The sequence below is a fragment of the Shouchella shacheensis genome (genome assembly GCF_001484965.1).
Classification (GTDB): domain Bacteria; phylum Bacillota; class Bacilli; order Bacillales; family Bacillaceae_D; genus Shouchella; species Shouchella shacheensis.
In genome coordinates this window covers 1-16,957 of the sequence record NZ_LLYY01000009.1, presented here as the reverse complement: position 1 = coordinate 16,957, position 16,957 = coordinate 1, and the positions used below count along the sequence as shown (strand labels likewise).

General features: G+C 48.3%; 21 protein-coding genes. All 21 read left to right on the top strand.

Annotated features, from left to right (window positions below; translation table 11 throughout):
- The first annotated feature begins 11 nt into the window (after positions 1-11).
- From AVZ68_RS11000 to AVZ68_RS10900, 21 genes are read left to right on the top strand one after another with little or no spacing between them, the layout of a single operon-like run.
- The gene (locus tag AVZ68_RS11000; RefSeq protein WP_059104609.1) at positions 12-1,781 is read left to right on the top strand and encodes a flagellar hook-length control protein FliK; all 1,770 of its coding nucleotides are present in this window, start codon (positions 12-14) and stop codon (positions 1,779-1,781) included.
- Between the two features lie 10 nt (positions 1,782-1,791).
- On the top strand, positions 1,792-2,256 hold the full coding sequence (flgD, locus tag AVZ68_RS10995) for a flagellar hook assembly protein FlgD (protein WP_059104608.1): 465 nt from the start codon (positions 1,792-1,794) through the stop codon (positions 2,254-2,256).
- The gene (gene flgG / locus AVZ68_RS10990; protein ID WP_059104607.1) at positions 2,253-3,065 is read left to right on the top strand and encodes a flagellar basal body rod protein FlgG; all 813 of its coding nucleotides are present in this window, start codon (positions 2,253-2,255) and stop codon (positions 3,063-3,065) included. The genes flgD and flgG overlap by 4 nt, the downstream gene beginning before the upstream one ends.
- A gap of 28 nt (positions 3,066-3,093) precedes the next feature.
- Positions 3,094-3,315: a flagellar FlbD family protein gene (locus AVZ68_RS10985; protein WP_059104606.1), complete on the top strand. Its 222-nt coding sequence runs from the start codon at positions 3,094-3,096 to the stop codon at positions 3,313-3,315.
- Complete coding sequence (gene fliL, locus AVZ68_RS10980) at positions 3,312-3,743, top strand: flagellar basal body-associated protein FliL (protein WP_059104605.1); 432 nt, start codon at positions 3,312-3,314, stop codon at positions 3,741-3,743. The genes AVZ68_RS10985 and fliL overlap by 4 nt, the downstream gene beginning before the upstream one ends.
- Before the next feature lie 23 nt (positions 3,744-3,766).
- Positions 3,767-4,759 (top strand): flagellar motor switch protein FliM, encoded by a 993-nt coding sequence (fliM, locus tag AVZ68_RS10975; protein WP_059104604.1) that lies wholly within the window; start codon positions 3,767-3,769, stop codon positions 4,757-4,759.
- Positions 4,749-5,921, top strand: a complete 1,173-nt coding sequence (gene fliY / locus AVZ68_RS10970; RefSeq protein ID WP_059104603.1) for a flagellar motor switch phosphatase FliY — start codon at positions 4,749-4,751, stop codon at positions 5,919-5,921. Before fliM ends, fliY begins: the two co-directional genes overlap by 11 nt.
- A 40-nt stretch (positions 5,922-5,961) precedes the next feature.
- Positions 5,962-6,324 carry a response regulator gene (locus AVZ68_RS10965; protein ID WP_059104602.1) on the top strand — a complete coding sequence of 121 codons (363 nt, stop codon included), beginning with the start codon at positions 5,962-5,964 and terminating at the stop codon, positions 6,322-6,324.
- Positions 6,299-6,928 (top strand): flagellar biosynthetic protein FliO, encoded by a 630-nt coding sequence (locus AVZ68_RS10960; RefSeq protein ID WP_082676517.1) that lies wholly within the window; start codon positions 6,299-6,301, stop codon positions 6,926-6,928. The genes AVZ68_RS10965 and AVZ68_RS10960 overlap by 26 nt, the downstream gene beginning before the upstream one ends.
- Positions 6,925-7,629 (top strand): flagellar type III secretion system pore protein FliP, encoded by a 705-nt coding sequence (gene fliP / locus AVZ68_RS10955; protein WP_059104600.1) that lies wholly within the window; start codon positions 6,925-6,927, stop codon positions 7,627-7,629. The genes AVZ68_RS10960 and fliP overlap by 4 nt, the downstream gene beginning before the upstream one ends.
- A gap of 16 nt (positions 7,630-7,645) precedes the next feature.
- On the top strand, positions 7,646-7,915 hold the full coding sequence (gene fliQ / locus AVZ68_RS10950) for a flagellar biosynthesis protein FliQ (protein WP_059104599.1): 270 nt from the start codon (positions 7,646-7,648) through the stop codon (positions 7,913-7,915).
- Positions 7,915-8,697, top strand: coding sequence for a flagellar biosynthetic protein FliR (fliR, locus tag AVZ68_RS10945; RefSeq protein ID WP_059104598.1), 783 nt, complete (start codon positions 7,915-7,917; stop codon positions 8,695-8,697). The genes fliQ and fliR overlap by 1 nt, the downstream gene beginning before the upstream one ends.
- Positions 8,694-9,794 carry a flagellar biosynthesis protein FlhB gene (flhB, locus tag AVZ68_RS10940; RefSeq protein ID WP_059104597.1) on the top strand — a complete coding sequence of 367 codons (1,101 nt, stop codon included), beginning with the start codon at positions 8,694-8,696 and terminating at the stop codon, positions 9,792-9,794. The genes fliR and flhB overlap by 4 nt, the downstream gene beginning before the upstream one ends.
- 60 nt (positions 9,795-9,854) lie before the next feature.
- Positions 9,855-11,888 (top strand): flagellar biosynthesis protein FlhA, encoded by a 2,034-nt coding sequence (flhA, locus tag AVZ68_RS10935; protein WP_059104596.1) that lies wholly within the window; start codon positions 9,855-9,857, stop codon positions 11,886-11,888.
- Positions 11,885-12,886 (top strand): flagellar biosynthesis protein FlhF, encoded by a 1,002-nt coding sequence (locus AVZ68_RS10930; protein WP_059104595.1) that lies wholly within the window; start codon positions 11,885-11,887, stop codon positions 12,884-12,886. The genes flhA and AVZ68_RS10930 overlap by 4 nt, the downstream gene beginning before the upstream one ends.
- The gene (locus tag AVZ68_RS10925; protein ID WP_059104594.1) at positions 12,873-13,451 is read left to right on the top strand and encodes a hypothetical protein; all 579 of its coding nucleotides are present in this window, start codon (positions 12,873-12,875) and stop codon (positions 13,449-13,451) included. The genes AVZ68_RS10930 and AVZ68_RS10925 overlap by 14 nt, the downstream gene beginning before the upstream one ends.
- A complete protein-coding gene (locus AVZ68_RS10920; protein ID WP_059104593.1) occupies positions 13,448-14,488 on the top strand; it encodes a protein-glutamate methylesterase/protein-glutamine glutaminase in 1,041 nt (346 codons plus the stop codon). Before AVZ68_RS10925 ends, AVZ68_RS10920 begins: the two co-directional genes overlap by 4 nt.
- Positions 14,478-15,104, top strand: a complete 627-nt coding sequence (locus tag AVZ68_RS10915; RefSeq protein ID WP_059104592.1) for a chemotaxis protein CheC — start codon at positions 14,478-14,480, stop codon at positions 15,102-15,104. The genes AVZ68_RS10920 and AVZ68_RS10915 overlap by 11 nt, the downstream gene beginning before the upstream one ends.
- Complete coding sequence (locus AVZ68_RS10910; protein WP_059104591.1) at positions 15,097-15,585, top strand: chemotaxis protein CheD; 489 nt, start codon at positions 15,097-15,099, stop codon at positions 15,583-15,585. The genes AVZ68_RS10915 and AVZ68_RS10910 overlap by 8 nt, the downstream gene beginning before the upstream one ends.
- A 10-nt stretch (positions 15,586-15,595) precedes the next feature.
- Complete coding sequence (locus AVZ68_RS10905; RefSeq protein ID WP_059104590.1) at positions 15,596-16,366, top strand: FliA/WhiG family RNA polymerase sigma factor; 771 nt, start codon at positions 15,596-15,598, stop codon at positions 16,364-16,366.
- Positions 16,367-16,379: 13 nt separating this feature from the next.
- Entirely contained in the window at positions 16,380-16,826 is a 447-nt protein-coding gene (locus tag AVZ68_RS10900; protein ID WP_059104589.1) for a DUF6115 domain-containing protein, read from the top strand.
- Positions 16,827-16,957 lie beyond the last annotated feature (131 nt).

Below are 16,957 nucleotides of genomic sequence, written 5' to 3'. Positions count from 1 at the left end.
GGGGGAGGATCATGATTCGGTTTACGGCATTACCTGGGGAAGTTCCTGTCCACTCAGCAACCAATTATGCAGCCGAGTCTGAAGGATCTGGAGAAGGATTTGCCCAGCTACTTCGACGAAAAGTACACATGTTGCCTCAGCCCAAAGTGGGTGACGATGAAAATCCCTTCTTGAAAGAGGGGAAGAGCAAAGAAGAGATGAAACCACCCAATTTTGAATCACTCTCCTTCTACGAAAAGGTAGAGAAGGCTTTTGACTCGGCCTCGGAAGAGATAAACGGATGGTTGGATGCTTCCGAAGATTTCCAGGAGGAGGCAAGCTCTGCTCTGACAACAAGGGGAAAAGCTCCAGTAGAACTGATGGAGAAGGATGCTTTTGATCATGCAGAATCGGAACAGAAGCATGAGGTCATTGTAAGAGCAGAGAGGACGAGTGAAACGGATCGAGATACTAGGAACCTACTACGTAACGGCCAAGTACCGGCGGTCCCCCTCTTCCAGCGCATCCACGAGATTGTCCCGAAATCAGCGCTAGCAAATGACAAACCATTAGTCGAAGAATTATCTAGAAAAATTCCAACTGTCCTGGGCGAAGACCTCCCGCAGGCAGAGGAGAATTTCGCAACGCAAAATACGAGCCGCAAACCTCACCATTCTTTGCCATTAGTGAGTGAGAGTCATGTGGACGCTCAGCAATCAAGTGAACCTCTGCTTGAGAACCTTAAAAGCGAAGAAAAAACGGCGGTCCAAGAAAGTCGCGCTGTCCCACAGACTGAGATGATTCCCTTCCGCTTTCGATCGGAGGTCGGAAACGAAGAACGTAAAGGTGTTCAGATGCTTAGCCTTCCTTTGAAAGAAAGCAAAATAGATTGGCGCAAAGATGAAACCTTAACAGCGCACAGCAAACAAATTGAGGAGAACGTTACATTCGGACTGAAGCACACCGAGCAACAATTAGACGTTATGAAGGAGGTCAAGCAGGGGAGAGTCCTGAGCGAGCAGTTGCCGAACGCTGCTTCTTTTACAGAGCTAACGGGAACCATCCCTGAGACGCATGAACGCTCTTTTGCAACAAACCAACCAAAGCCTTTGGAAGGGAGTGAGCGTCAGCCGGTAGTGCCGGTCGTTTCAGTCGTGCAAACAGATGGCTCTGCGTCTGGAGAGCTTGAAGAAACTGACGAGACGACTCCCGTCCATCCCTTGTTAAAAAGCGAGAACAATAGGAGTGAACGATCTCAACCAGTCGCTCATCCGTTTATGAAACTTGAAACAGAGCGGGATTTGGTTTCTTCATTTATGGGGGAGCGACTGGCACGTCTTGAACCGAAGGAACGCCTCGTGCAAACGCCAACTGCAAATAGTGCAGAAGAAGATGGGAAATTTCTTCGGCAGTTGGAGCGTTTGATGAAGCAAGGGCAAATGCGGCTACCAAACAATAAGACAAGTGAGTTTACAGTTAAGCTTCACCCTGAAACGCTTGGTCGCCTACAGCTTCGCTTGATTCAAACCGAGGAAGGTTTTATCGCTCGTATTTCCTCGGATCAAGCGGGGACACGAGAAATGCTTGAGCGCACGCTGCCGCAGCTGCGGCAGTTCTGGAATTCTTCGCAGCCGCTTGTCGACGTAGATATTCGCAGCTTCGAAAAAGATGAGCAGGAACGCCAATCGTCCCAGGATAAGCAAGAAAAACAGGAGAAAGAACAGCGGCGCGAACAGCACGAAGAGCAACGCGAATCGTTTCAAGAGCTGTTTGCTAGGCGATTATTCTATGAGGAAGCGTAGGTGATGCTGAGTGCCAAGCATCGATCCAACTTTAATGCTGGAAAGTACTCGAAATCAGGTAGACGCTCGTCAATCAGGCAACAATCTGGGTCAAGATGCTTTTTTAAAGCTTCTCATTACACAGCTCCAAAACCAAGATCCTACCAATCCAATTGAGGACCGAGAGTTCATTGCCCAGCTAGCGACTTTTTCTCAGCTGGAGCAGCTCACGTCTCTCAACACGGGTATGCAACACCTGTACCTTGAAAAAAAAAGCCAGGAGCTAATTTCATTTAGTGAGCTCATTGGAAAAGAAGTGGAGTGGCAGGATGAGACTGGGAGCAAACAAGTAGGAGTTGTTGAAGGCGTTAAATACAACAAAGAAGGCACGCTTGTGGTGGGTTACGGTGAAGATAAATGGGTAGAAGCAAGCAGGCTGACAAGTATCACAAACGGGCTACCAAAAACGGAAAACGAAAAGGGGAATGACGAATGATTCGCTCTATGTATTCAGGAATTTCAGGGATGAAAAACTTTCAAACAAAGTTGGACGTAACGGGGAATAACATTGCCAACGTGAACACGCACGGGTTTAAAAAAAGTCGGACCACCTTTCAAGACATGGTGAGCCAGCAGCTTCAAGGGGCGACGGCTGCTACGGCCGATCGTGGAAGCACGAACGCGAAGCAGGTCGGTTCAGGTTCTCAGGTTGGTTCGATTGATACGGTCCATGAAAGTGGTGGTACTCAGTTTACAGGACGGACCCTAGATCTCACTTTAAATGGCGATGGGTATTTCATGGTCAATAATGGAGGGGCAACTTCCTATACACGCGCGGGAAATTTCTATCTTGATAACAATGGAGATCTCGTGACGAGCTCAGGTGCTTATGTTCTCGATTCAAACGAAAACACGATTAACTTTGGCGATCTTGCTGGTGATTTTGACGCTATTGCCGATATGTCCATTGGCAAGGACGGTTCCGTTGTTCTTACCGATGAAAATGGTGACACGCTCTCTGCGGATGTCCAAATAGGCGTGGCACGCTTTACCAATCCGGAGGGGCTAGCAAGTGCAGGCGGGAGCCTATTTACGCAAACCACTGCTTCTGGTGCGCTAACGATAACAACAGCTGGAGAAGCCGGGACGGGTGAGATGGAATCCGGTTTTCTGGAAATGTCGAACGTAGATCTTTCCGACGAGTTCACAGAAATGATTGTTGCGCAGCGCGGGTTCCAGGCGAATTCCCGTGTTATTACGACGTCGGATGAAATCCTGCAAGAACTTGTCAACCTCAAGCGATAGAAAGGAAGACTTGGCGGAGGAACCAGTGATGATTACACTAAGACGTTTAAACGGACAGTCTTTCTTACTTAATATCCTGCTTGTTGAAAAAGTTGAGGCTCTCCCGGATACGACCATCACTTTACTGAATGGCAAAAAGATTGTGGTGGCAGACAACATAGGACAAGTGGGGAACGCGATGAATGAATGTATGCGGGAAATCGGCTTAATTGGCAGGCATCGCCTAAGGAAGGAGGACGAACATTTATGAAGAACAATAAGCTTCTAGGCGTTTCTCTCGTACTTGTTTTTGCTGTCATCGTCGGTGGGGCCGCGTTTTACCTGCTGCAGGATTGGTCGTTTGATCAGGCTTCTGGAAGCGAGGAGGCAAGCATTGATGAGGTCAATGCTCAGTCCTTCGACGCAGAGGAAATGACAACAAACCTGAGGTCTGGGGAATTTGTTCGAGCTACATACCGGATTCAGCTTGACAGCGAAGAGGCGGCTCAAGAAATCGAAAAAAGAAATTTTCAGCTGAATCACGCGATCTTAACGACGCTCGCAGACACGGAGGCGGATGAGGTTCAAGGGGAAGAAGGTCTGGTTGCTGTAGAGGAAGCTATACGCGAAAAGCTAAATGAAGAAATGCAAGATGGCGCTGTCGTCAACGTTTACACAACGAGTTGGGTCGTTCAATAACGGAAAGAAACGGAGGTGCTCGCATGGCTGATGTTCTGTCGCAGGGGGAGATTGATGAGCTTTTATCCGCACTTTCGACTGGTGAAATGGACGCGGACGAGCTTTTAAGAACCGAATCAGAACAAAAAGTGCGCGTCTACGACTTTAAGCGTGCCCTTCGATTTTCAAAAGATCAGATTCGAAACTTATCCCGCATTCATGAGAACTACGCAAGACTCTTAACGACTTATTTTTCAGCGAAGCTCAGGTCGCTTGTGCAAATTCAAGTGGCCTCGGTTGAACAGCTGCCGTACGAAGAGTACATTCGTTCCATTCCAACAATGACGTTCTTGAACGTTATTGAGCCGTTGCCTCTAAATGGAAGGCTCTTGCTCGAAGTGAACCCGAACATTGCGTATGCCATGTTTGATAGGGTTCTGGGCGGACATGGAATGAGCATGAATAAAATTGACAACTTAACAGAAATTGAAAATCGAATTCTCTCTGCTCTATTTGATCAAATGCTTCATAGCTTTAAAGAGGCGTGGGGATCGGTGGTAGAGCTTGAGCCGATCATGGAAACCGTTGAAGTGAACCCGCAGTTTTTGCAGCTGGTCTCGCCTAATGAGACGGTAGTGGTTATTTCGCTTTCCACTAGCATCGCGGATACATCCGGGGTCATGACGATTTGCTTGCCGTATGTGGTGCTTGAGGAAACGCTACCTAAGCTTACCAATCACCACTGGTTACAGGAGACCAAAGCCTTGCCAAGCGATGAAGACGAGGAAAGACTTAACTCTCAGGTGAAGAAAGCATCTCTGGATATCGCGGCCGAGCTTGGCCGGTCGGAAATTACGATCGAAGAGTTCTTGCAACTTGGCGAGCGTGATGTCATTGAGCTTACTCAACCCATTTCACGACCTCTTTGTGTGACAGTAGGCGGGGAGACAAAGTTTTTAGCGCAGCCGGGTCAGGAAAAAGGCCGCCTCGCTGTTCAAGTGACGGATGTCATAGGAGGGTCGAATGATGAGCGATGATAAACTTTCACAAGATGAAATTAATGAATTGTTAAAAGGAATGCAAAACCAAGAATCCAATGAGGAAGAAACGAAAGAGGCTTCAACAATCCATGCCTACTTAACGGAGATGGAAAAAGATACCGTTGGGGAAATTGGGAATATCTCTATTGGCAGCTCGGTAACGGCACTGTCAACGCTGCTTAATCAAAAGGTCGAGATTACAGCCCCAGAAGTAAGCATTGTCGGCAAAGATTCTTTGAAGGATACATTTCCTCACCCTCATGTGGTGATTCACGTCCGTTATACGGAAGGCTTTGAGGGAACCAACCTGTTTGTCATCACAACGGAAGATGCAGCGATTATTGCTGATCTTATGCTTGGTGGAGACGGTCAAAATCCGAGCAGTGAGCTTTCGGACATGTACATCAGCGCCGTTCAAGAAGCGATGAATCAAATGATGGGTTCAGCTTCAACGTCTATGTCTACTCTTTTCAACCGGCGTGTTGACATCTCACCGCCTGAAGTAGACGTTGTGAACTTCCAGAACCAAGGGGCGGAGACCTATATTCCAGAGGGAGACCTATTAATTAATATTTCTTTTAGGCTCCAGGTCGGTTCATTGATTAACTCGCGCATCATGCAGCTAGTGAGCGTTCCATTTGGCAAGAACTTCTCCAAAGCCCTTCTAGAAGGGGCTGCACCATCAGGGGAAGCTTCAGCTCAGCAAAAGGGGGAGGAGGAAGAACTTCAGAGCATGCCGTTACGTGAACTTTCTGAAGACCGACACACCGAGGAAAAAGGGGAGTCTTTTGGCGAACGGGAAGGACAGCATGTTGGTGCTCGGCTTGCTAAGCCAGATCCCGTAGTTCAAAAAGCGGTGTTTTCCAATTTTGAATCTAGCAACTTTCCAGAGGCGGAGATGCACAATCTAAACATGCTTCTTGATATACCGCTTGAAGTAAAAGTTGAACTTGGCCGGACAAGAAAGACGATTCGCGATATTTTAGCGATTGCGCAAGGATCGATTATCGAGCTGGACAAGTTGGCGGGAGAACCGGTGGATGTCTTGATTAATGACAAGCTGATTGCCAAAGGCGAAGTCGTAGTCATTGATGAGAACTTTGGTGTACGGATCACGGACATTGTTAGTCAAAAAGAGCGAATTACTCAACTAAAATAAGAAAATAGCAAATGAAAGTAGAAAGCGGGGAACTACCACAATGTCAAAGCGAGTATTAATCGTAGACGATGCAGCGTTCATGCGAATGATGATTAAGGATATTTTAACGAAGAATGGTTATGACGTCGTTGGAGAGGCTGGTGATGGCCAAGAGGCGGTTGAACAGTACAAGGAGCATACCCCTGATCTCGTTACCATGGATATTACGATGCCCGAGAAAGATGGAATCTCTGCCTTAAAAGACATTAGGCAATATGACCCTAACGCGAAAATCATCATGTGTTCAGCGATGGGACAGCAGGCGATGGTCATTGATGCCATTCAGGCCGGAGCGAAAGACTTTATTGTAAAGCCGTTTCAAGCTGATCGAGTGCTCGATGCCATTTCTAAAACGCTTAGTTAGTTTCTTCCTCGTGCTCGGGGCTCTGCACTGTTTCGCTCCGGCGCCCGTGCACGCAGAGGATTCAAACAGGAATGTGTTGGAGTCGTTTCAAGAGGCAGAGGACGGTGAGTCAAAGGAGGGAGTCGACGAGGAGATTGTTCTTTCTAGTGGAGAGAGCGGCTGGGTGTCGCTAGTAAAAGTCGTTGTCGCACTTCTGTTTGTGATCTTGCTTCTGTACGGTTTGCTTCGCTTTATTAATAAACGAGCGCAGACGTTTCAAGAAACCAAGGCGATGCAGCTCGTCTCCGGTCTTTCGCTCGGGGGAAGTCGTTCGGTTCAACTTGTGAAAGTAGGCGATAAGCTGCTGGTGGTTGGGGTCGGAGAACAAGTACAGCTCTTATCAGAAATTACGGAGCCGCAGGAAATACGTGCAATTTTAGACAAACAGCAGGGGCAGATAGGAGAGTCGCCGCTTACGGCAACATTCGATACCTTGAAGGCAAAGTGGACGACGCCTTCAAACAATACGCAGCCGTCGTTCTCTGAACTTCTGCAAACGAAGCTAGAAGAACCGAATCATTCCCTTCGCGACCGCAATGCTGTGTTTTCGGAGAAAAGGCGATGAGTGAGTGGGTGATCGCCGCCCCGTCGCTTTTTGCTGGAGTCTTTTCTTTCGATGTTTTTTCTGAAGAGCCAGAGGCCATCGCTACAACAGTGCAGCTAATGCTGCTTTTAACAGTGCTCTCCCTCGCTCCAGGAATTTTGATTCTAATGACGTGCTTCACTCGAATTGTAATCGTACTTTCATTTGTGAGGCAAGGCTTGGCGACGCAAACGACGCCACCTAACCAGGTGCTTATTGGCCTCGCTTTATTTATGACTTTTTTCATTATGGCTCCGGTCTTCTCTGAAGTGTATAGCGAAGCGTACACCCCACTTGCGAACGGAGAAATCGAAGCTCAAGAGGCTTTCGAGTCTGCCATCGTGCCCATCAAGACGTTTATGGCACAGCATACGAGAGAGAAGGATTTGGCGCTATTTATGGGCTATGCAGGACATGAGAAACCAGAGTCGCTTGAAGAGGTGCCCCTCTCTACTCTCGTTCCGGCTTTTGCCATTAGTGAGTTGAAAACCGCCTTTCAGATTGGTTTTCTTATCTTTGTTCCATTCCTAGTCATCGATATGATTGTCGCGAGTGTACTCATGTCCATGGGAATGATGATGTTGCCGCCTGTCATGATTGCTTTGCCGTTTAAAGTGCTGCTTTTTGTTCTGGTGGATGGCTGGTACCTTGTTGTTCAGAGCCTTCTCATCAGCTATAGCTAGAAAGGAACGGTTTGTTATGAGCTCAGAATTTGTTATCCGCATGGCCCAAAGCGGTGTCTGGACAGTTCTCCTCGTCGCAGGGCCCTTGCTTCTCGTTGCACTTGCTCTCGGTCTAGTTGTCAGTATTTTTCAGGCCACCACACAAATTCAGGAACAGACGCTCGCGTTTATTCCGAAAATTGTCGGTGTACTGATCGGGTTAATTCTTTTCGGGCCTTGGATGCTTTCGCAGCTGACAGAGCTCACCTACAGCATTTACAGCAATCTTCATAGGTTTATTGGCTAATGGAAAATTGGCTATCCCTCTTGCCTGCGTTTTTGCTCGTGCTTGTTCGAATAAGTGCCTTTTTTATTGTCTTGCCGATGTACAGTCATCGTTCAGTGCCCGCGCCCTTGAAGCTAGGATTTGCTGCGTTTATTTCTTATACGGTGGTTTTTACAGTGGAGATCCCGGAATTAACCGTGAATGCAACTTATTTGTTGCTTATTTTAAAAGAGCTGTTCGTTGGGTTGTCTGTTGGTCTTGTTGCGATGATGTTGCTCTACGCCATACAGGTGGCTGGGGGGCTAATGGACTTTCACATGGGCTTCATGATTGCTAATGTGGTCGATCCCCAAACGGGTGCGCAAAGTCCTTTACTCGGAGGTTACTTATATACATTCGCTCTTCTATATTTACTCTTAATTGATGGCCACCATTTGCTGTTGGATGGCGTGGTATACAGCTACATGTTCGTTCCGATGGATCAGCTTGCGCTCCCTTTTGGCACAGAGCCGGTTATCGAGCTTGTGGCAAATACGATGGGAGTGATGTTCGCTTTAGCTGTAGCGATGGCATTTCCGGTGGTCGGTTCGCTTTTTCTTGTTGACGTTGCCCTTGGAATTGTTTCCCGAACTGTACCGCAAATGAATGTGTTCGTTGTCGGGATGCCCATCAAAACCATCGTGGGTCTTCTAATCCTCACGGTTTATATCGGCGTGTTCTTTATGAGTGTGAACTATTTATTTGAAGAAGTGATCGCAACCATGCGAAAACTTCTGGAAAGACTTGGGGGAGCCGTACAATGAAGGGGCATCTCACCTTAGTAAAAATGGATTTGCAGTACTTTGCTGAAGAAAAAACGGAAAAAGCGACGCAGAAAAAGCGAGCCGACACGAGAAAGAAAGGCCAAGTTCCGAAGAGTCAAGACGTGAATACAGCGATGATGTTGTTTGCGGCTTTTATTGTTATGTGGCTTTTTGCCGGACCGTATATGTTTCGTGAGATGCTAGAAATGATGAAAAGCATGCTCGGAAGACTTCTGCTCGTTGACGTTTCTTCTCAGTCCGTTGCCGTCCTTTTTGGGGAGCTTACTTGGACCATGGGCGTCGCGATGCTTCCATTGATGGTACTAACGGTTTTAGCGGGAGGGTTTGCAAGCTTTCTGCAAGTAGGAGCGCTTATGAGCGCTGAACCAATGAAGCTTAAGCTTGAAAAATTGGATCCGATTAAAGGTGCTAAACGGATTTTCTCCGCTCGCGCGCTTGTGGAGCTTTGTAAATCTCTTGCGAAAATTGGGTTCGTTGGCACGCTTGTTGGCATGGTGATCTGGGTGAATCTTGAAGACGTGCTTAAGCTGTCCCAAAAGTCTGTGGAAGTAGGGGCCATCACCATTGGCAATTTGACCATCTTGATGGGCATTTTAGCAGCGATACTCTTACTCGTGCTAGCGATTCCCGATTATATTTATCAAAGGTACGATCATGAGAAGCAAATTCGTATGTCAAAGAAAGATGTCCGTGACGAACATAAGACGGTGGAAGGGGACCCGAAAATTAAGTCGCGCCGTAAACAAAAACAAATGGAGCTTTCAATGAACCGCATGATACAGGAAGTGCCAAAAGCAGACGTGATTATCACTAACCCGATCCATGTGGCCGTCGCGCTCCGCTATGAGAGCGAGAAAGCCGACGCTCCCTGCGTAGTCGCGAAAGGTGTGGATTTTGCTGCTGAGAGAATTAAGGCTGTGGCTCGTTCTAATGATGTTCCAATGGTAGAAAACGTTCCGCTTGCAAGAGCTCTCTATGCCCATGTTGAACTGAATCAACCAGTAAACGAAGACATGTTTCAGGCCGTTGCCGAAGTTCTCGCCTATGTATACAAACTGAAAAAGCCAATGGTGTAAATGTCTCTTAAATGAGAAGAGTAGGTTCACCGCAAAAACCATATGGAAAGGAGTGAGTGTGTGAAAGCGCGTGATTTCTCGGTATTGTTTGGCGTTATTTTAATTATTGTCATGCTCATTATTCCTCTTCCTCCTATTGTGCTTGATGTTCTCATTATCTTTAACATCTCGCTATCCTTACTGATCCTGCTTGTGGCGATTAGCACGAAGGACGCCTTGGAATTCTCCATTTTTCCGACGATGCTTCTGCTTGTTACACTTTTCCGCTTGGGGTTGGGTGTTTCCACTACTCGTTCCATTTTGGGAAATGCAGAGGCAGGGAACGTGATTGAGACGTTCGGCAATTTTGTTGTGGGTGGGAACGCTCTTGTTGGCTTCGTTGTGTTCCTCATCCTTGTTATTATTCAGTTTATCGTCATTACCAAAGGGGCTGAGAGAGTGTCCGAGGTCGGGGCGCGCTTTACACTGGATGCCATGCCTGGGAAGCAAATGAGCATCGATGCCGATTTGAATGCTGGATTGATTTCGGACAGTGAAGCCAAAGGGCGGCGTGAAAAGATTGAGGAAGAAGCTGATTTTTATGGAGCCATGGATGGTGCGAGTAAGTTTGTTAAGGGAGATGCCATCGCCAGCATCATCATTGTGTTGATCAATCTCATCTTCGGTCTGGTCATTGGCATGACGCAGATGGGGATGGATATGGGTACCGCTGTTTCCACGTACACGCTACTAACGGTCGGAGATGGGCTCGTCACACAAATCCCCGCACTGCTTATTTCAACAGCGACTGGAGTAATTGTAACGAAAGCAGCTTCGGAGGGAAGTTTAAGCAGCGATTTGTCCAAACAGCTCTTTGCTCACCCGAAGCTTCTCTATGTGACGGCTGGGACGGTTTTTCTGCTTGGATTGACGACACCCATTACGAAGACACTCACCTTCTCGATCGCAGGGGTTCTAGCCATCTTTGGGTATCAGTTATCCAAGCTGGAAAGAGGGCAACAGGAACTGGAGGAAACGTTGAATGAAGAGCCGCCACCACCGCCAGAGACACCGGAGAGCGTAGTTAGTCTCTTGCAAATGGACCCGATTGAATTTGAGTTTGGATACGGGTTAGTCCCTTTGGCAGATGCAAAGCAGGGAGGGGATTTGCTCGATCGTGTTGTGATGATTCGGAGGCAAATGGCTCTTGAACTTGGGTCCGTCGTACCCGTGATTCGCATTCGGGACAATATCGGTCTTCAGCCGAATGAGTACACGATCAAGGTCAAAGGCAACGTCGTCGCAAAAGGAGAAGTGCTGCTTGATCACTACATGGCGATGAGCCCAGGAGTTGAAAATGAAGACGTAACGGGCATTGACGCCATCGAACCAGCCTTTGGTTTGCCCGCGCAGTGGATCACAGAAGATGTGCGGGACGTCGCTGAAATGGCCGGGTACACCGTTGTGGACCCGCCTTCTGTCATCTCAACACATTTGACGGAAGTGCTGAAGCAGCATGCCCATGAACTGCTGGGGCGTCAAGAAACCAAGCAGTTGATTGACCATTTAAAAGAATCGTATCCGACACTTGTGGAGGAAGTGACCCCTTCTCCGCTTTCTGTTGGCGACGTGCAAAAAGTGCTTCAGAATTTGTTAAGAGAGCAGCTCTCCGTTCGAAATTTGCCGGTTATTTTTGAGACGCTTGCCGACTACGGGGGGCTTACAAAAGACATGAATGTGGTGACAGAATACGTGCGACAAGCGCTGTCGAGGCAAATTACACAGCAGGTGACGGAAGAGAAAGAACCACTCTACGTCATTACTCTCGCTGGCACTGTGGAGAAAAAAATAGCGGATGCCGTCGGTCAAAATGAGCGGGGAAGCTTTCTCGCTCTTTCCCCGAACGATTCCCAGACGATACTGCAAAATGCTGTTAGTGAAACGACGAAGTTTTCTGAAATGGGAAGGCAAGCTGTGATCCTTTGTTCTCCAGCCGTACGTTTATATGTGAGACAACTACTTGAACGGTATCTTCCCCATGTTCCCGTTATTTCCTATAACGAGCTAGAACCAGAAGTGGAAGTACAGAGCGCTGGGGTGGTGAAGATGGAGTGAGAATAGAAAAGTTTCAGGCACAGACCATGGATGAGGCGGTCGTGAAAATTCGTGCGGCATTAGGGCCGGATGCTGTCATATTGCATACAAAGGAACAAATGGTAGGTGGATGGTTCGGGTTCTTTGGAAGAAAGCAGCTCGAGATAACGGCAGGTGCGAACGAGGAGAGAGACGCTACGCTTAGGGGAAACGTCCCTAAAAAGACTCACCAGTCTTCCAACGTAAGGCAGTTTAAAGAATACTTGGAGAACCATGGCGTTCGCAAACAAACGAGGAATAAACTCTGCCTCCTCGCAGGGATGATTGAGCAGCAGGGAGTGATAAATGCCCGAGAGTTAGGCGTGAAGACGTTGCAAGTGGTTTTTGGACAGCAAAAAGCGATGTCTTTTGCGGAGAAACGGGTAATCACGATCGCAGGTCCTACCGGGGTTGGCAAGACAACGACAATTGCAAAGCTAGCGGCAGATGCTGTTTTTCATCAGCGCAAGCGTGTCGCGTTCATTACTGCTGACACCTACCGGATTGCGGCGGTGGAACAGCTGAAAACCTATGCAGGCATTTTAAAATGTCCGGTTCGTGTGGCTTACAATGCAAAAGAATTAATAGACCATTATCATGCTCTCTCAGACTTTGATTGTCTGTTTATTGATACAGAAGGACGCAACTATTTGCGAGAGCAAGCCATTTCCTCCACAACGGCGATTCAAGCATTTGATGAGAGGGCGGTCGTTTTTCTAGCCTTGAGTTTAACGGCAAAACCGGAAGACCTGATCCAAACCATTGATTCCTTTGGAAGGGAAGCGGTGGACGGTGTTGTTTTCACGAAAATGGATGAGACCGTCAGTCGTGGCTCAATGATTGAAGCGATGAATGCCCTTGAGGTCCCTTGCGTAAGCGTGACAATGGGGCAAAATGTCCCGCAAGACCTAATAGTTAGACCTGACCGAGACAGGCTCATTGAATGGGCGATGGAGGGAATGAAAGATGGATCAAGCTAGAGCTCTGCGCGCCCTTGCCAAGCGCCAAATCCGCAAGCCACATCGGATCGATGTATTTGTTTGGAATCCTTTGGAAGCGAGACTCTTGCTGAGCTTTGCTGCGGCGCTTGAGTCGTCCTCTTTTCGTGTCGGTGTGGTGTCTACAGAAGAGATAGGCAGTGCTTTTCAAAAGTCATGCAAAGTCGACATGCTGAATCTTCAAGCGTATAAGAGCTCCCTAGAAAACGAGTACGATTTCGTCTTTCTACTGCATGACCCCAGGAAGCAGGACCACGAAAAGATAGAGGACCTCCTTCTATTTGTGGCGGAATCCGTTCAAGAGGTGGTAGAGAGGTACACGTTGTTGAAACGCTTGCAGCCAAAAAAGGTGTACGCGGTTGGAGTGTGTGATCCCATGCAAACATGGGAAGCACGTGCGCTGACGAATGTAAGAGAAGCGGCTTCTCGCTTTTTGTCGCTTGATGTCACTCTGTTAGGGACTGTGAGTCAAAAGGAAAGCGAGACGACCGCAGGCCCATTTTTCAAATCAATACGTACGTTTACAGAAAAGGTGCAATCGTTATGATTCGAGTACTAACGGTGGATGATTCGGCTTTTATGCGTCAAGTGTTAGTGAACATGCTACAAGCAGAGGGCGACATCTCTGTCGTCGCCACGGCTCGAAATGGAATCGAAGCCTTGGACAAGCAAGCAGCGCTTCAAGCAGATGTCGTTACCCTAGATATTGAAATGCCAGGACTCAACGGTATAGACACCTTAAAAAAACTTATGAAAATTGCGCCATGCCCGGTGATCATGATCAGTGGACAGACCTTGGAAGGCGCAGCAGCAACCATTGAGGCCTTAGAGGCTGGTGCGCTTGATTTTATGGCCAAGCCTGCGAAAACGAGCTGCCAGTCTCTAGATAGGCACGGCGCATTGTTAAGAGAAAAGGTTCGTTCGGCGTCTTTGGCAAAGCTACATTCAACCACCGGTTTAAAAGAGGCAAAGTCTTTTTCTGTACGGGGAAGAGAAAGCGAACTTGTGTTAATTGGTGCGTCCACAGGGGGGCCTCGTGCGTTACAAACGATCATAACCGCCTTACCAAAGAGCTTGTCTATGCCAATAGTGATTGCCCAGCACATGCCAGCGGCCTTTACACAGTCATTGGCAAAAAGACTAGATGCTCTCTCGCGCGTTAGCGTCAAAGAGGCTGAGGATGGGGAGGTTTTGCAGCCAGGGATAATCTACATTGGACCTGGTGGAAAGCAACTACGCATTATGAAAAAAGGGGGAGCGATGGCTTTTGGCGTTTCAGAGCCTGAGCAGAACGATGTCTATCATCCTTCTGTGGACGAGCTGTTCTTCTCAGTAGCGCTTCTCCCCAGTTGTAAAGTTCTAGCGATTATCCTAACGGGCATGGGAAAGGATGGGGCGCATGCACTCGCGTCTTTAAAGCAGCGCCATCAGTGTTATGTGCTGGCGGAGGCAAAGGAAACAGCCGTTATATACGGGATGCCAAAAGCAGCTGTTCAAACAGGTTTCGTAGATGAGAACGTGCCCCTCGGTCTTCTCGCCAGTCGGATTGTTGGTCGTGTTGGGGGGGCTGGAAATGGAGTCTGAAAGACAACGCGCGTTGCTGGATTTGTTAAAGGAAGTGGCCAATATCGGCACCGGTTTTGCGGCTACAGCACTCTCTCAGTTTATCAATAGGCAAGTGAAGATGACGGTTCCCACGGCTCGAGTTCTTCTCCCCTCCGAGCTCCCCAAGCAGCTTGGAGGGGAGGATACTCACGTAGCGGCCGTCTATGCTCCACTGAATGGAGAAGTACAGGGCGGGATCTTTTTTGTGACAGCCTTGAATGAGGCGAAGGGGCTGGCGGATTTATTGCTGGACCTATACGCCCACGGAAGCGCCAAAATACCGGAGGACCCGCTTAGTGTTTCCGCTTTCCAAGAGGTGGCAAACATTGTGATCGGTGCCTACCTTTCTTCGCTGGCGGATTTAACCGCACTTATGGTCGCCCCTCAGGTAACAGCGTTAACGTTTGATATGGCTGGAGCGGTTTTAGCGGAAGGTACATTGCTGATGGCGGAGGAAGATGAAGTCATTCTTATAGAAACGGTGATGGCTCTTGAGGGGCGTAAGCAAACTGTCCAAGGTTTTTTGTTGTTGCTTCCAGATAGGGCTTCGCTCCTCCGGATTGAGGCCTCACTTAAGGGGCAGCGTGATGGGTGAGCGTTACACGATTTCTATTGCCGATTGGGGATTAGCAAGGGGAAGCGAGACCGTTCGCACCTGTGGATTGGGGTCGTGTGTCGGAGTGGTCCTTTATGATGAGGAGAGAAAGCTTGCGGCCATGGGCCACATTATGCTCCCTGACTCAACGAGCTCTCGCAACCGGCATCCTGATCCCTGGAAGTATGCCGATACCGCCATTCCCGCTTTAATGGAGAAAGCAGTGAGCGCAGGGGCAATCAGCAATCGCTTGAAGGCCAAACTGGCTGGAGGAGCGCAAATGTTTCCGTTTACGGCAAAGCTAGAATTAATGCGTATAGGACAGCGCAATGTTGAGGCGGTCAAAGCCGCCTTGCAGGCGCTCGCAATAGAGATTACAGGAAGTGAAACGGGTGGAGAAAACGGTCGGACAATTGAATTTTATCCGGCAACCTCTTGTTTGCACGTACGTACCGTTCACGTCGGTGAAACGATTCTTTAGGAAAGAGGGGATGAGAGTGATAACGGAAGCCACTTTGTGGGCGGAATGGGAGAGGACGAAAAGTGAGAGCGCTAGCGAAGCACTTATTTTGAATTACATGCCCCTCGTTCATTACCACGTACAGCGCATTTCTGTCGGACTTCCCCCTTCTGTGGACAAGGAAGAACTCTTAAGCAATGCTTTAGGAGGGTTAACCGATGCGTTGGCAAAATTTGATTCAACCCGAGAGCTGAAATTTGATACATACGCTTCTTTTCGCATTCGAGGGGCGATTATGGATGGCCTTAGAAAAGAAGACCGAGTATCGAGGTCAATGCGGGATAAGATGAAGAAAATGGATCAGACCATTGCCTATCTGGAGCAGCAGAAGGGTCGCAGCGTCAGCAGTCAGGAAGTTGCTGCTGCCTTAGAGATGGAGGAGAAAGAGGTGTGGCAAATCAACCACGAACAATTAGCCAGCCAACTGGTCTCACTAGATGAAGTGTCCAAGGGCTCAGAGCAACAGAACGTCTATACGTACAGTCTCGAGGACACCTCGGCCCTTTTGCCTGACGCACGATTAATTGAAGAAGACACCAAAAAGGAACTGGCTGAAGTCATTGCTGGGCTCGGGAAGAACGAGCAGCTTGTGATTCAACTTTGCTATTATGAAGAATTGACCTTAACAGAGATCGGTCACATATTAGACCTGTCGACCTCGCGAATTTCACAAATCCACGCTCGTGCCATTTTTAAACTTAAGCAGAAGTTACTAAGAAAAGAAACACAGGTACATTCGTGAGGAGGGCGAAGAAATGGAGGCGATAGGGACGTTGTTCGCCTTGCTAGGTTTCGCTTACTTGGGAATCACAGTGCTCCAGCTTCAAAAGCAAGTGAAGCTTTTAAGCGCACAGCAAGCGGACCGGGAAGCTCTAGAAGAGGCGCTTGATTCTTTCGTCAGTCGCACAAAAGAAAGCAATGAGCAAGTACTGCAGGGGTTGCTTTATAGAGAAGGAACAGATGATTGGAGTACGGAGGTGCTAGGGCCGCTCATGGATAATAACGAGGTTGAGGCAGTCAAAGCGTATCGGCAACCGGAACCGAGCGAGAACGAGGAGAGCGAGGAGAGCGAAATATCCTTGGCGTCACGGGTGTTTCAATTGGCCGATTCAGGGATGTCTCATGAAGAGATCGCCCGTACCCTGTCGCTCGGTGTGACAGAAGTGTCGTTAATGCTAAAGTTTTATCAGATAAGCAGTTAAGCCGTTTAAGCAGGAATGAACTCCTCTTGGGGGGCAGTTGCTTTTAATTAGGCAACTGCGCGTGTTTTTGTCCTAATATGGTCAGCGCTGAAGAGTGAATGTTTTTCGAGATAATCCACCCCGAAATTCGC